15 protein-coding genes and 1 pseudogene are annotated in these 14563 nt (G+C 54.5%); 12 read left to right on the forward strand and 4 right to left on the reverse strand.

Going from position 1 to position 14563, the window contains the following annotated elements:
- The 11 genes from ACW9JC_RS05180 to ACW9JC_RS05230 form a co-directional block, all read left to right on the forward strand.
- The coding region (locus ACW9JC_RS05180; protein WP_457453971.1) for a DNA circularization protein at positions 1–1254 on the forward strand (1254 nt) is incomplete at its 5' end.
- Complete coding sequence (locus tag ACW9JC_RS05185; RefSeq protein WP_457453972.1) at positions 1247–2374, forward strand: phage baseplate assembly protein; 1128 nt, start codon at positions 1247–1249, stop codon at positions 2372–2374. The genes ACW9JC_RS05180 and ACW9JC_RS05185, both read left to right, overlap by 8 nt.
- Positions 2367–2882 (forward strand): phage baseplate assembly protein V, encoded by a 516-nt coding sequence (locus tag ACW9JC_RS05190; protein WP_457453973.1) that lies wholly within the window; start codon positions 2367–2369, stop codon positions 2880–2882. Before ACW9JC_RS05185 ends, ACW9JC_RS05190 begins: the two co-directional genes overlap by 8 nt.
- Positions 2882–3349 (forward strand): phage GP46 family protein, encoded by a 468-nt coding sequence (locus ACW9JC_RS05195; protein WP_457453975.1) that lies wholly within the window; start codon positions 2882–2884, stop codon positions 3347–3349. The genes ACW9JC_RS05190 and ACW9JC_RS05195 overlap by 1 nt, the downstream gene beginning before the upstream one ends.
- A complete protein-coding gene (locus ACW9JC_RS05200; RefSeq protein WP_457453977.1) occupies positions 3349–4407 on the forward strand; it encodes a baseplate J/gp47 family protein in 1059 nt (352 codons plus the stop codon). The genes ACW9JC_RS05195 and ACW9JC_RS05200 overlap by 1 nt, the downstream gene beginning before the upstream one ends.
- 8 nt (positions 4408–4415) lie before the next feature.
- Positions 4416–5006 (forward strand): YmfQ family protein, encoded by a 591-nt coding sequence (locus ACW9JC_RS05205; protein ID WP_457453979.1) that lies wholly within the window; start codon positions 4416–4418, stop codon positions 5004–5006.
- 3 nt (positions 5007–5009) lie between these two features.
- Positions 5010–5966, forward strand: coding sequence for a hypothetical protein (locus ACW9JC_RS05210; protein WP_457453981.1), 957 nt, complete (start codon positions 5010–5012; stop codon positions 5964–5966).
- Between the two features lies 1 nt (position 5967).
- Positions 5968–6219 (forward strand): hypothetical protein, encoded by a 252-nt coding sequence (locus ACW9JC_RS05215; RefSeq protein WP_457453982.1) that lies wholly within the window; start codon positions 5968–5970, stop codon positions 6217–6219.
- Between the two features lie 41 nt (positions 6220–6260).
- Positions 6261–6794, forward strand: a complete 534-nt coding sequence (locus tag ACW9JC_RS05220) for a glycoside hydrolase family 19 protein (protein WP_457453983.1) — start codon at positions 6261–6263, stop codon at positions 6792–6794.
- Positions 6794–7306 carry a lysis system i-spanin subunit Rz gene (locus ACW9JC_RS05225; protein WP_457453984.1) on the forward strand — a complete coding sequence of 171 codons (513 nt, stop codon included), beginning with the start codon at positions 6794–6796 and terminating at the stop codon, positions 7304–7306. The genes ACW9JC_RS05220 and ACW9JC_RS05225 overlap by 1 nt, the downstream gene beginning before the upstream one ends.
- 135 nt (positions 7307–7441) lie before the next feature.
- A complete protein-coding gene (locus ACW9JC_RS05230) occupies positions 7442–9484 on the forward strand; it encodes an acyltransferase family protein (RefSeq protein WP_457453985.1) in 2043 nt (680 codons plus the stop codon).
- Here ACW9JC_RS05230 and ACW9JC_RS05235 read toward each other — a convergent pair.
- The 3 genes from ACW9JC_RS05235 to ACW9JC_RS05245 all read right to left on the reverse strand — a co-directional run bounded on the left by ACW9JC_RS05235 (position 9471) and on the right by ACW9JC_RS05245 (position 10412).
- Positions 9471–9761 (reverse strand): hypothetical protein, encoded by a 291-nt coding sequence (locus tag ACW9JC_RS05235; protein ID WP_457454049.1) that lies wholly within the window; start codon positions 9759–9761, stop codon positions 9471–9473. The genes ACW9JC_RS05230 and ACW9JC_RS05235 overlap by 14 nt on opposite strands.
- A gap of 16 nt (positions 9762–9777) precedes the next feature.
- Entirely contained in the window at positions 9778–10122 is a 345-nt protein-coding gene (locus ACW9JC_RS05240; protein WP_457453986.1) for a hypothetical protein, read from the reverse strand.
- Positions 10123–10202: 80 nt separating this feature from the next.
- Entirely contained in the window at positions 10203–10412 is a 210-nt protein-coding gene (locus tag ACW9JC_RS05245) for a hypothetical protein (protein ID WP_338585890.1), read from the reverse strand.
- A gap of 744 nt (positions 10413–11156) precedes the next feature.
- On the opposite strand from ACW9JC_RS05245, the pseudogene ltrA reads away from it, so the two are divergent.
- Positions 11157–12098: pseudogene (gene ltrA, locus ACW9JC_RS05250) on the forward strand (group II intron reverse transcriptase/maturase); the annotation flags it as partial.
- Positions 12099–12293: 195 nt separating this feature from the next.
- On the opposite strand, the gene ACW9JC_RS05255 reads toward ltrA, so the two are convergent.
- On the reverse strand, positions 12294–14342 hold the full coding sequence (locus ACW9JC_RS05255; RefSeq protein WP_457453988.1) for an acyltransferase family protein: 2049 nt from the start codon (positions 14340–14342) through the stop codon (positions 12294–12296).
- Between the last annotated feature and the right edge of the window lie 221 nt (positions 14343–14563).

The raw sequence follows: 14563 nt of genomic DNA on the forward strand, positions 1-14563 counted from the left end.
CCAACCACACCACCCGTTAATCAGTATTGCAAAAATGGGGGTGACCATAGATTTTTTGTGGCCACGGCAGACAGCAGTCACGGCCGGCGCCAGGCCGTTCACGAAACAGCACAGCGCGATATTCCATATACCGAAGACCTCGGCCGCAAGTCGCGGGAGTTTGGGATCACCGGTTATCTGCTGGGCAAAGAGTACGACGTCGCCCGTGAAGAGCTGATCAAGGCATGCGAACAGCCCGGGCCGGGTGTGCTGGTTCACCCGTATCGCGGCGAGCTGACGGTTGTGTGCCGTGGACTCACCGTCAGTGAGAGCTCGGAAGAGGGGGGTATGTGCACCCTCACGATGATATTCCTGGAGGCGGGCGAGGCGTCGTACCCATCGGCGAAGGTCGACAGCGTCAACGCTATCAGCGCAAAGGCGGGTGAAGTCACCGAGGCAGGCAAAGAGAATTTCGTTTCAGACTTCCTTACCAAGGGTTACCCGTCGTTCGTGGCTGAGGCCGCGACGACGCAAATTCAGGGGCTGAGCGATTTCCTCAGTTCGCCCGAGTTCATCGTCTCCAGCGACATACAGGCGGTGTCTGATTATTACGACAAGGTCAAAAGCATAGGCTCGGACGCGTTCGACTTGATCCAGAAACCGTTCGAGTTTGCCGACCAGGTCGTCGATGCGATCAGCAGCATTCGGTCTGCCTTCGGTGGCAGTTCCTTCGGAATGCTGATGAGCCTGTACAACCAATACTTTTCCAGCAGCGACAGTGGTTCCAGCAACAAGACGCCAAGTCGTCAGCAGGTAGTGACGAACACCAACGCCGTGGCCGGGCTGGTTCGCCAGGCCGCTATCTCTCAGGCAGCGGTGGCGGCGGTGGTCACGCAGACGACCGAGGATGTCTCGAACGGTGGCACGAAAACTACGTCTTCACCGACGAAGTACGACAGCTACGAAGCGGCTATTGCCGTGCGCACTGAGCTCGCTGACCGCCTGGACGAGGAAAGCGAAACGACCAATAGCGATCCGGTCTACATCGCAGTCACTGATCTCAGGACCGCTGTGGTCCAGGCCGTGCCCGATCCGGAGCAGGATCTGCCACGTCTGGCGACATTCTCGCCGCGACAAACGCTTCCTTCATTGGTCGTTGCCTATCAGCTTTACGGCGATGCCAGTCGTGCCGAGGACATCGTGACGCGTAACGATCCGCGACGACCAGGCTTTCTGACTGGCGGCCAGCAGCTTGAGGTTCTTGCAAATGGATGACCTTGAACTGCTGGTCAACGGGACAAACTATTTTGGCTGGACTTCGCTCGGCGTTACCCGCGCGGTCGACGCGTCCTCGGGCGCTTTTACTGTGACGCTGACAGAGCGCTGGGAAGGTCAGGATGGAATGGCCGCACAAGAGGAACCTTGGCCGATCCTTCCCGGCGACCGCTGCGAGGTGCGCCTTGGCGGAATCCCGATGGTGATCGGCTACATCGATATCTTCAAGCCTTCGTTCAGCGCCAACGACCACACCATCAACATTCAGGGTCGTGACCGCACGGCGGACCTGATCGATTGCAGCGCCGTGCACACGCCGGACGAGTGGAAGAACATCGACCTTTTCCGTTTTGCCCAGATTCTGGCAAAGCCTTTCGGGGTCGGTGTATCGGCTGATGTCCCGGTGGGCGAAGTCTTTTCGGTGTGCAAGCTGCAGCAGGGCGAAACGGCATTCGAAGCGATCGAGCGATATGCACGGCAGCGCCGGCTGTCGCTGATGCCGGACGGCGCGGGCGGCCTGCTGATCACCCGGGCCGGCAATAAGCGTGCGTCGGTGGGGCTGGTCCAGGGCGAAAACATCCTCAGCGCCTCGGGCAGCATTGACCACAGTCAGCGATTCCGTAACTACCTGGTGAAGGGGCAGGCAGCATACGACCCGACCAGCGAAGGCGAGACGGAGGCGCACATAGAAGGCGGTGCCAGTGACAGCGGCATCAGGCGCTATCGGCCCCTATTGGTCGTTGCTGAGTCCGGCAGTTCGTCCGGCAGCGCCCAAGAGCGCGCCACATGGGAGGCCAACAGCCGACTTGGCAAGTCCGCTTCAGCATCCATCACCGTGCAGGGCTGGCGTCAGACCCCAGGGGGCCCGCTGTGGGAGCCTGGCATGTTGGTTCAGGTCAAGTCGCCGTGGTTGCGCATGGATGGGCAAATGATCATCCGCCAGGCCACCTATGAACGCGGCGAAGGCGGCACCACCACAAAACTCGACATCGTAAGCCCGCAGGCGTTTTCGCCTGAACCGCCCGACTCGAATAAAGGGGTGAAGGGGAAGGCAGGGAAAAAGGGCGGTCGAAACATTTGGGCGGAAGCCATCGGGGAAGAGGACAGAAAGGATGGGTAACCCAATTCGCGATCTCGGTAACCGCGTGATGATGATGTTTGGCCGGGGCGTGCTGCGGGGCGTCAATGACTCGAATGGCCGTCAACAGTTGCAGGTTGAGCTGTTGAAGGACGAGCTGCGCGATGGTGTTGAACACATGCAGAACTACGGCTTCACCAGTCACCCAAAGGGCGGCGATGTCGCTGTGGCTTTCATCGGTGGCAACCGGGAGCAGGGAATTGTTCTGGTTGTTGATGATCGCCGGTACCGGATCCCGTTGCAGGCTGGCGAGGTGGCCATCTACGACGACCTGGGCAACAAGATCGAGTTGCTGCGCGACATGGTGAAGGTCACGGCTATTCAGCATGTAGAGGTGCTGGCGCCGACGATCAAGCTTATCGGCGACCTTGAAGTGGTCGGCAACATCACCACCACCGGTACCGTCACCAACAACGGCAAAGACATTGGCAGCACACACCGTCATGGCAACGTGACAATCGGCAGTGCGAACTCAGGAGTGCCCATTTGATGGCCGATGCAGCGATGGTAATGACCGAGTTCGGCGGCGACCTAGTGCTGTTCGGATTCGATCTTGAGCGTGATGACGGCCTGGAAACTGCCGTCATTATCAGCCTTTTCACCGACCGACGCGCCAGTGCCGAACAGATCCCACCCGAGTACCCGCAGGATGATTTGCGAGGCTACTGGGGAGACATCAACAACGCTTCAGCTACCGACCAGACAGGTTCACTGCTCTGGCTGCTGGCGCGTGAAAAACAATTGCCGCAGACACTCAGCCGGGCGGAGCAGTACTGCCGCGAGGCGCTGGCCTGGATGATTGACGACGTGGTCTCCACGAAGATCGGCGTCACCGCGACGTATTACTCCATTGGCGTGATGCTGTTGGAAATTGATATCGACCGGCCAACTGGGCCGGCGGTCCGCTACCGATACAACTATGAATGGTCGGCTCAGGCCGGCAAGAGGGCTGCCTGATGCCATTTGCTCGACCCACATTACCGGAGCTTATCGACCGGGTTACAACCGATATCAGCGGACGCGTGACCGGCGTTCAAAGTGCCGTGCTTCGCCGCTCTCTGCTGGGGATCCTCGCCCGGTCAGAGGCTGGCGCAGTGCACATGCTGTATGGCTTCCTTGAGTGGGCAGCCAAACAGGCAATCATCGATACCGCCGAGAAGGAATACCTTGAGCGCTGGGCGGCCATCTGGAAAATTTTCCGCAAGGCCGCCGACTACGCGACGGGGCCGGCGTTGCTCACCGGCACGGTCGGCTCAACGGTACCGGCCGGAACGATTCTTCAACGACAGGATGGTGTGCAGTACCGCGTGCTGGCAGACGGTACATTCTCCGGCACTACGCTGCAGCCAACGGTTGTAGCGGTTGAGGCAGGTGCTGCCGGTGATTCGCCCGCGGGCACTCCGCTTTTTCTTCTGTCCCCGGTGGCCGGCGTGCAATCAACCGGTTCAGCGGCTACCGACATCGACGGTGGGCTTGATGTCGAAACAGACCCTCAACTGCTCAGCCGTCTATTGAAACGCATCCGGCAACCACCGCATGGCGGCGCGGCGGCCGACTATGAGTTGTGGGCGCTAGAGGTTCCAGGTGTAACGCGGGTCTGGGTGTATCCGCTTCAGATGGGAGCCGGCACGGTCACTGTCCTGTTTGTGTGCGACGGCGAGGCCGACATCATTCCGACGCCGGCCAAGGTCGCGGAGGTGCAAGCCTACATCGATGCGCGCTGCCCGGTTACTGCCGAAGTGTTCGTCGCCGCGCCTATTGCTGATCCGCTGAACATGGCGGTCAAGCTTTCGCCGAATACTTCGGCTGTCCAGGCAGCGGTTCGGGCCGAGGTCGCAGACCTGATTGTGCGTGACGCGAAGCCTGGTGGAACGATCCTGATCAGTCGGCAGCGCGAGGCTGTATCCATCGCCGCTGGCGAATCGGATAACGCCATCACGTCCCCGACAGCAGACGTTACGTATGCCACCGGCCACATGGCAGTCCCTGGAACCATAACCTTCTCCAGCTTTTAGGAGGCGTAATGCCGACAGCTGCCGACTACCTGGAGCAGCTGAAAACGCTGCTGCCCCCCGGCCAAGCATTCCCAAGGGATGCTGGTACCACGCTTAACAACTTGCTGGATGGCATGTCAATCGAACTGGCTCGCGTCGATGGTCGGGGCGAATCACTGCCGATCGAGGCCAACCCAGCGAGCACAAACGAGATGCTTGCAGACTGGGAGCGAGTGGCAGGCCTGCCTGACAAATGCTCTGGCGTGCTGGAAGAAACTCTTCAGGGGCGTAAAAACGCACTTCTCACAAAACTCACGAGTACCGGTGGTCAGTCGCCCGCGTACTTCATCGAGCTCGCAGCATCCCTCGGGTACACGGTGACGATCGAAGTATTCCGGCCGTTCCGGGCTGGGGTTTCCGTCGCGGGGGATCCGCTGACCAATGGCCCTTGGGCATTCACCTGGTTAATCAGAGCGCCGGAAGTGAGTGTCACGGAGTTTCGTGCAGGTCGATCCGCCGCGGGCGAGCGCCTGCGCACGTGGGGCAACGACACCCTCGAATGCAAAATAAATCAATTGAAGCCAGCGCACACGGTCGCGCTCTTCGCCTATGGAGATTGACGCATGCACAGAATTGATGGGCCTGGCGCCACAGTTGATAACAAGTTCACCGATGGCGATCCGGTGGGCGGTATCCAGGCAACCCTAGTCACCGATGATTGGCTAACCGATATTCAGGAAAACGTGATGGCCGTTGTCGAGGCCGGTCCAATCACTCCAACAAAAGGCCGGGCTGCTGATTTGCTCGACGCTATCAGAAAAATCATTAGTGCCCAGGCTGGGCACGGACAGTGCCGCCTTAAGTTTGTAAGCGCTACGAGCTTGCGCTTGGACCCGTTCGGTGGGCGCAATATCATCATTGGCGGGGTGCCTCGCCAAATTCCCACGGCGGGTATCACGCTGTCCAATAGTGGGCTCAGCGCCAACACGAATTATTTCGTCTACGCGTATTGGACCGGCTCCGCTATCGCGCTGGAGGCGTCGACAACTGGGCACAGCCAGGACGCGACGACCGGAATAGAGATCAAAACAGGTGACGCGACGCGGACATTTGTTGGCTTGCTCTATGCCAACGCAGTAAGCCAATTTGCCGACAGTCCACTGACCCGGCACGTTGCTAGCTACTTCAATCGGCGCAGTGTCGTTGCAGCGGTTTTTGACAGTACAGCGCGCTCCTTTTCGAACACTGGTACGTCGGCGGAGGTCTCGACGGCCTTGCGCGTATCCTTTGTTACATTTGGCGATGAGGCGGTAAAGCTCCACGCGACAGGGCAATACTCAGTAGGTGCAGGCCAATCAGTCACTGCTTCCGCATATGTAGACGCTGCACCGTACGGAAACACTTCTGGAACATTTACGCAGACATCGGCAGCGGGCTCAACGTTTGCTTCAACTGCTGGCTTGACCCCGGCAGGTGCAAACCTTTCCGAAGGTCAGCATCTCGCGACAATGTATGGCTCTGTAACTGGGTCAACCGGTAGCCTGGCTATTACGTCCATGTGGGCAGATCTGAGGATCTAAAATGGCGACTCCACCACTGATTCACGACGGCGAAAAGCCTGTCCTTGATATCTATCGTTTCTTCGACGAAACCGTTGCCTACGGTGGTTTAGAACTGGCTACCGCGCACTACTCCTGTTTCAGGCCGGGGCGTGATGATTACCCAGTCGGGTTTGAGTTCTTTGAAGACACGCCGGATTGGGTGGTTGAAGGGATCATGGCGGTTTACGAAGCCCACGATCCCACGCCGCCGGGCCAAACCGAACCACTCTAGACCCCGCCAATTGCGGCGTATTCTGTTTCTGGAGATCCGTAATGCCAATCACCGCGCAGCAGTTGCTGCAGATCCTCCCGAACGCCCGCACCCAAGCGGGCGTTTTCGTTCCTGTCCTCAACACGGCTATGCAGCGGTATCAGATTGTGGGCACGAAGCGCGTTGCTGCGTTTCTCGCCCAGATTGGCCATGAGTCCGGCCAGTTGCTGTACGTGCGCGAGATCTGGGGACCAACCCCCGCCCAGCGCAGGTATGAGGGGCGGGAAGACCTCGGCAACACGGTGAAGGGCGACGGCTCCAAGTACCGCGGGCGCGGCCTGATTCAGATCACCGGCCGGGCGAATTACGCTGCCTGTGGCGAAGCGTTGGGAGTGGACCTGATCAACCAACCAGAACTACTGGAACTGCCGCAACATGCGGCAATGTCGGCTGCCTGGTTCTGGAAGAAAAAGGGGCTGAACGATTTGGCCGACCAAGATCAGTTCAACTCCATCACTCGGCGTATCAACGGTGGGCTGAACGGCTTGCAGGATCGCTTGGAAATCTGGGCGCGAGCTCGGACGGTGTTGGCGTGATGGCCGTTCCGTGGAAGGTGGTCGGCGCGCTGGTGCTGGTACTGCTGGGCGCCGCCAGTGCCTGGCAGTTCCAGGACTGGCGCTACGGCGCACAACTCGCAGAACAGGCCAGGCTGCACACCGACACCCTTAACCAGTTGGCTATGGTCGGCGCCGCAGCGCAGAAGGCAGAGCAAGACCAGCGCCTGGCACTGGAACAACGCCTTGCCGCCAGCGACCAATCCCACCACGAGACTTTGACCAATGCCCAAAAAGACCAGGCTCGCTTGCGTGATCGTCTTGCTACTGCTGATCTGCGGCTGTCAGTCCTGCTCGACGCCACGGATTCAGTCGGTGGCTGTTCAGTGCCTGCCACCACCGGCGCCGGCGGCGTGGTTCATGGAGGAGCGCGCGCCAGACTTGACCCAGCGTATGCTCAACGAATTATCGCCATCACCAATGCCGGGGACCAAGGATTGATCGCGCTGAAGGCGTGCCAGTCTTATATAAAAGAAGTGTCGGGATTAAAGTGAGATCGCTGAAGATCGGTGCTTGAATTTTTTTGTCACTTGAACCGGGGGCGCAAAGTAAAAGCTCAGGCTTACGCATTCTAGAAAGGATTGATAAAGGAAGGTAGACTACCCGACTTTTTCCTATAGAAGTGTCGCATGGACAGCCTGAGCAAGCCGAAAACTGTTACGCATCCCGTGAAATTAGCCTATCGCCCGGATATTGATGGCCTTCGTGCAGTGGCAATTCTTTCGGTTGTTGTTTTCCATGCATTCCCGGCGAGATTGCAGGGAGGGTTTGTTGGAGTCGACATTTTTTTTGTCATCTCTGGTTTTCTGATATCAAGCATTATATTCAGGGGGCTTCATCGCGGTGATTTCAGCTTCACCGAATTTTATGCTCATCGCATTAAACGTATCTATCCAGCTCTTTTGGTTGTATTGGTAGCTTGCTACATATTCGGATGGTTTTCCCTGTTGCCGGATGAGTTTCAGCAGTTGGGTAAGCACATAGCGGCCGGGGCAGGATTTGTTCAGAACTTTGTTCTATTAAAGGAAGTTGGGTATTTCAACGTAGAAGCTGAGTTGAAACCACTCCTGCATCTATGGTCTCTCGCTATTGAAGAGCAGTTTTATTTGATCTATCCAGTGCTGGCTTTTTTTGTTTGGCGTGCTGGCCTGAATATTTTGACAATTGTTATTTTGCTTGGGGCTCTGTCATTTGGAATGAATGTCAATGGAATTGGCGACGACCCGGTAGCAACGTTTTTCATGCCTCAGACCAGATTTTGGGAGTTGTTGGCAGGGGCGGTGCTGGCGTACTTGCAGATCTTCAAAAAGCTACAGTTAACTCAGTTTGTGCAAGGCGTGGTGTTTCACCCGGTTCTGTTTCGTCACCCGCCGCAGCCAGACCAGCGAAGCGTGATACTCGATAATTTATATTCGACATTTGGGCTGTCTCTACTAATAGCAGCATTTTTCCTTATCGATAAAAACAATTTGTTTCCTGGCTGGTGGGCGATGCTACCGGCTTTCGGTGCGTTTTTACTTATCCTCGCCGGCCCTGATGCATGGGTGAATCGAGTAGTTCTAGCGAACAGATTTATGGTCTTTGTTGGAGTAATCAGCTATCCGCTGTATCTCTGGCACTGGCCAATTCTCTCGTTTGCTCGAATTATCGAGTCCGAAATTCCATCACGAGAAATTCGGGTTGGCGCGGTATTGCTCAGCATAGTTTTAGCTTGGCTCACTTATCGTTTAGTTGAAAGGCCGATTCGGCTTGGTCGGAATAACTGGGTAAAAACTTTTGCTCTGAGTGTTTCGATGGTGATTGTTGGCATCGTCGGATACAGCACATTCAAGAAGGTAGGTCTGCCACCCAGGGATGAGCAGATCGCAAGGATTTCAAAAGCGGCCGGCGAATGGGACTATCCAGGCAGACTCCTTAATCAGGATTTCGGTGGTATCCAATATTATTCTCAATATTCGAGTAAGAAGTCTCTAACATTGTTTGTAGGTGATTCAAATATTGAGCAATATTATCCGCGCGCCGAAGCTTTGATTTTAAATAATTCAAAGGATACGAATGGCGTTATTTTCAAGACGGGTGGCGGATGTCTCGCCATTCCGGAAATGTTGTATGATCTTGAACACAAACATTGCTCGACATTGATGCGTGACGCCCTGAAGCTTGCTAAGGATATGCCTGAAGTTAACACGGTGGTCATAGGTTCTCTGTGGAATGCATATTTAAAAGAAAGTTACTTCATGGTGAATCGATTCAGTGTTGGGAATGCAGAGTACGTTAATGCTCTGGATAAATTGGGCGGATATATTAAAGCCCTTCGGGCGATGAATAAACGAGTTTATTTGGTGCTGAATATACCAACGGATCGTAAGCTTAGCCCGAAGAGTATGATTCATCGAGATCTGATGTCCTTTCCAAACATTTTGTCTGTTTCAACCGACAGCATTTTACGGAGTGATTTAGATAAAGCTTACGGTAAGGTCCAAGATGACTTGGCAAGAATTGGTGCTGCAGCTGGAGCAAAAATAATTAAACCAATGGATTTTTTGTGTTCGGTTGATTGCCCTAGTGTCGATGCTGAGGGAGAACCGATGTATAAGGATTCTGGACACCTAAGGCCAACTTACGTTCGCCAGAATGCATATTTCATTGATGAGTCGCTCAGAGAAAATTGATCACTGCATTATCTGATAGTAGTCTCATTGACCAAAATTGCGGCTGCCTCTTCGAGTGTGGCCGTTTTTTTTGCAGGTATGGCAAGCACAGGACTGCAAGCATCAACTTGATTAGCTCTTCATTCTTGTCGATGGCGTCTAGGGCTCCACGTACGCTGTCGGCAACGTCAGCGGTGCCGCGTTGCTCGAACCAGATCGTGAGTTCCCTGATGTCGCCTTCAACGACCCCTGCGACCAGGGAATGATTACGCTGGCGGCGTGTCACGCCTACGTGCATGGCGTAGGTTCCGATTTCAAATGATTGTTTTTGTTTGAGGCACAAGGCCGGCGAGGATACCGCGCAGCCGCTCAGCTTCGCGCTGATGCCCTCTTGCTGATATGTCCAAATCATAAAGTTGCTTTCGCAGCTTGGCCGATTCCCCGGATCGCTCCCGCAAATTCGCTATTGCTTCATCGCGCTGACTGATCGCTTTGGTATGCATCTCGACCAGCGTGTAAATTTTCTCCCGAGCTTGGCGCAGCAGCAGGGTCAGTTCCTGGACTTCGTTCTCATAGATGCGCAACGAATGCCGGCAGGTTTCGAGCGGCGTCGGGCTGCCGAGCCAGTCGTCGGTGTCTTCGATTTCGTGCGGGTCCATCGTTGCGCCTTACTAGTACTGTTTGTATATACAGTAATCGAGGCGAGAGGTTTCGGCGAGGACCGCGCGACGAAATGTTTTCACTCCGGCGTCATCATGACGGCGAGCGTCATCTTGATGAATTCCTCGTTCCGGTCGATCGCTTCCAGGGCACCGCGCACGTTTTCGGCAACGTCGGCCGCGCCGCGTTGTTCGACCCAATTGGAAAGTTCCATGATCGCGGCTTCGAGGGCGAGCTGGTTCTCGTTGATTTTGAAGAGCAGGGAAGGGAGTAGATCTGAGTTCGGCATGTGCTTTTCCTCCGTGGATCAGGGAAGCGTAGCACCGCATTCAAAGGATATTTAACGGTCGGGAGAACGCCTTGGGAAGGGAGACTACTGTAGGAATATACAACGCTAAGTTATTGATTCTTATAGGGTGATGTGGCGAAATTGAGCCCCCCTCGAAAGCACTACATTTTCCTTTTATATCAATTGCTTGCGTCGGTTTCGGGGTCACCTTGACATGGTGGGGGTCGTTGGTTCGAGTCCAATCGCGCCTACCAAACAAAATCCGCTCTGCTGGGCGGTCTAGAGGGGTCACCGGAAACGGTGACCCCTTTTTGCTTGTGCGCCAGGCATGGCGCGTTGCGCGTAAGCGCAACCAGCTTGGCTGTGGTGGCCTCGCTGGTGACTTGGAGGTGAAAGTCCTCTACACACCCGGCAAGGGGAAGTGTTAGCCAGAGGCAAGGGTGTCGCGGGTGACTGCGAATCTGAAGGAAGCCCGAGGCAAAATGCTGGCCTGACGAACAGGAAGCGGATAGAGGCGGCGCAGCGGGGTAAGAGGGCAAACTTCCTCAAAGCCCAATACTTGCACGGGACGCTGTGACGTAGATCCGACAGGCATAAGCAGGAAGGTCGCGCGAATTACCCTGGGAGATCTGTACGTTTGCCACTGTGCTACCGAGCGTCGAGAGGCGACGGGATGAGCGTGCAGAAGTCAGCCGAAGCCGTAGTAAGTGGCGAATAACCCCGTCACCAAGGGCCGAACAGGCTATGCCGCCAGTAGGCGTCAGAGTCTCGTCGAATGTTGAAACGCAGAATATTCTCCCAGAGAAAACTGTTACCCCAAGTCCCGGACGGTATCCGAGGATGACGGCTGACAGGGCGCAAGCATCGACGGCGTCTGTGACGTGGACGAACGCGGAGCCGGACACGCTGATGGCGCGGGTGCTTGCACCGGCTAACCTCAAGCGTGCGTATCAACGCGTAGTCAGCAACAAGGGCGCACCGGGTGCCGATGGTATGACGGTCGACCAATTGGCAGGCTACGTGAAACAGTATTGGCCGATCCTCAAGACTCGGTTGCTGGCCGGCGAGTACCAACCGCAAGGTGTACGCGCCGTCGACATCCCCAAAGGTGGAACACGGCAATTGGGCATTCCCTGTGTCGTGGATCGCCTGATCCAACAGGCTTTGCTGCAACAGCTCACACCTATCTTTGATCCGCTGCTCTCGGACTACAGCTACGGCTTTCGTCCGGGCAGAAGCGCTCATCAAGCTATCGAAACGGCCCGTGCCCACGCGGCGGCGGGTCACCGCTGGTGCGTGGAACTCGATCTGGAGAGGTTCTTTGATCGGGTTAATCATGATGTTCTGATGGCCCATGTTGCGCGTCAAATCGAAGACAAACGCGTCCTCACGCTGATCCGTCGCTACCTCGAAGCGGGAACGATGTCAGGTGGTCTCGCCAGCCGACGGCAGGAAGGGACGCCGCAAGGCGGCCCGCTTTCGCCGTTGCTGTCGAATATCCTGCTCAACGAACTTGATCGTGAGTTGGAGCGGCGGGGCCATCGCTTCGTGCGGTATGCCGATGACGTGAACATTTATGTGCGCAGTCGTCGCGCAGGTGAACGGGTGATGGCCAGCGTTGAGCGTTTCCTGAGCGAGCGCCTGAAACTGACGCTGAACCGGGAAAAGATTCGGCTCTGCCACACCGGTTGCCGAACTGGGGGTGTGGCTGAGCCTCGCCAAGCCGGTCGGGTTTGGATGCGGGATCGACTGGCAACCAAGGTTGATGGCACTGGCACGCTGACACTCTGCCAAGCAACCTCAGCACAGAAGTGAAAGTGAGCCCTCGCCATGCGAGCCGATTGAGTTCAGCCGGTTTGCGGGAATATCTACAATCTTGACTTACTTTATCGGATATTTAGTCAGTAAATCGTCGACAACCAAGTCAGCGCCAAAAATAGTTAAGTGGTCTGAATTGTAGTAGAGCGGCTTGCTGTTGATGGTTGCCTTGCATATTTCGCTGCCACACAATAAATCAAGAGGGCTATAAGTCTTCACTGTGGGTGTGTTGGTCGTTATTTTTGCCAGCAAATCTGCATAAACCTTATATCTCGCATTGTAGTCATTTCGATCAATGCCGCAGATTTCGCGGGGTTTCTTCTTTTCAAGCACAAGTGGGCGCGAATCAAAGCAAGTTCTAATGTTGAAATCCAGGTCGGGTGCATCGTTAATTAATATGATCTGCTTTCCTGATTTGGCAAGCGTAGATAAGAATTTGTCACCAGCCTTAATAAAAGTACTGGCATCCTTTTCTGTCAACGCGCGAGGCTGTCGATAGTTTTCGTTCTCGACAGCGAAACCACCGGAGGCGAGAGAGCTCCAATATCCGGCAAGGTAAATAGTCTTGATGCTTGGGGTCTCTGTTGCAAACTTCAACGCCGCTTCGATTTTCGGCTCGCAGTTATTGGTGTACATATAGGTGGCGGAAGAAAAAGGAAGGCAGCGCTGCGTTCCCAGGTTCATCACGGATATGTCGGGAAGTTTGCGTGAAAGACTTTTATAGTACTGGTTGCTGTGCGAGTCTCCTAGAATCAAGACTTCTGGCGGTGTTTTTTTGGATATTAAGCAAAAGAAGAGTTGTTTGAGTTCAGGGTGTGAACTGTCGCAAGCTTCATTGCGATAAGGCATGTGTGGGTATTCTTTTGTTAATTCCACGAATCCAGCGGTCTTGCTCAGACTGCTTCTTGATTCAAAACCGTCAGCTTTGTAAGTGATGTACCCAGTAGTTCCGCACAAAACCATAAGTGCAGTCAGTGCATAAAGTTTCTTGTTTTCATTTCTGCCCAAGCGTATAGGCCGCTCAACGAACCTGTAAGTTAGCCAGGCTAGCGCGATAGAAAGTAGAACGGCTGCAATGCGAATGCCAAGAGGTGGCATCTCGGTTTCCATGATGCGAAGAAATGACAATATTGGCCAGTGCCATAAGTAAAGAGGGAAGCTGATCAAGCCAAACCAAACAAGAATTTTGTTCGATAACAATAACCGGTTGAACAAAGCCTTGGGGCCTGCACCGATGATAAAAACAGCCCCTAGAACCGGCGCTAATGCCCATTTTCCTGGAAACGCCGTTTCATTATTTATGCGCCAGAAAGAGATCGCCAGCAGCAAGAAACCAAAAAGTGACAATAGATTGGAAAGGGTTTGCCCATCGTTTTTGGGCGATTCTCGATAAATGACAGCGCAAAGCAAAGTGTTGAGTTTTAGTTTAAGGTTTCCGAGAGTTTCTTTTTTATATAGAGTGATCCAGGCTAACAAGCTTCCACAGAGCAACTCCCAAAAGCGAGTTTGTGGCGAGTAGAATGTAGCTACCAGATCTTTTTTTATACCTTTAAGGTTAAGATAGAAAGACACGGCGGCGACTAGTACTGCGATTGTAAGGAAGTTGATCTTTCGCTTCCACGCAAGCCAAAGTAACAATGGCCAAACTATGTAGAACTGCTCTTCGATGCCGAGGCTCCACAGGTGAAGAAGAGGTTTAACCTCGGCGGAGTGGTCGAAGTAACCTGCCTCATTCCATAGGGCAAGGTTTGAGATAAACCCCGCTCCTGCGGTCATATGCTTCCCTAGCTGTTTGTATTCATCGGCTAATAATGCAAACCAGCCGAATATAAAACTCGCAACAAGTACAAGTAACAGTGCCGGGAAGATGCGCTTGATGCGGCGAGCGTAAAACTCGCCAAAGCTGAATACTCCCCGATCCAGGCTTTCAAAAATAATAGTGGAGATCAGGAAGCCGGAAATGACAAAAAAAACATCAACACCTACGAAGCCACCACGAATTAAGCTTGGAAATGCGTGGAACCCTACAACAGCCAGTACGGCTATCGCTCTGAGACCATCAATGTCCGCACGATATTTAGGGTGTGTCAGGTGGGGATGTGAAGCTGACATTTAGAATAAAGCTCTCTAGTGATGCACTGGTTGAAATTGCATTCAGTGTGCGAAGTATTGGTACGAAGAGATTGGTCTAAAAAATCGAAAGATTTTAGCCCAAACCCGGTAGGCCCACAACTGAGGCATTAATAATGAACTGCACCTGATGACTCCTTGGGCGCTTTCCCCAATCTGCTTTGACGAAGAGCAGGGTTTTCACCCTGCTGTGCAAGTAAGCA

This window comes from Pseudomonas sp. SDO5591_S426 (assembly GCF_054070755.1).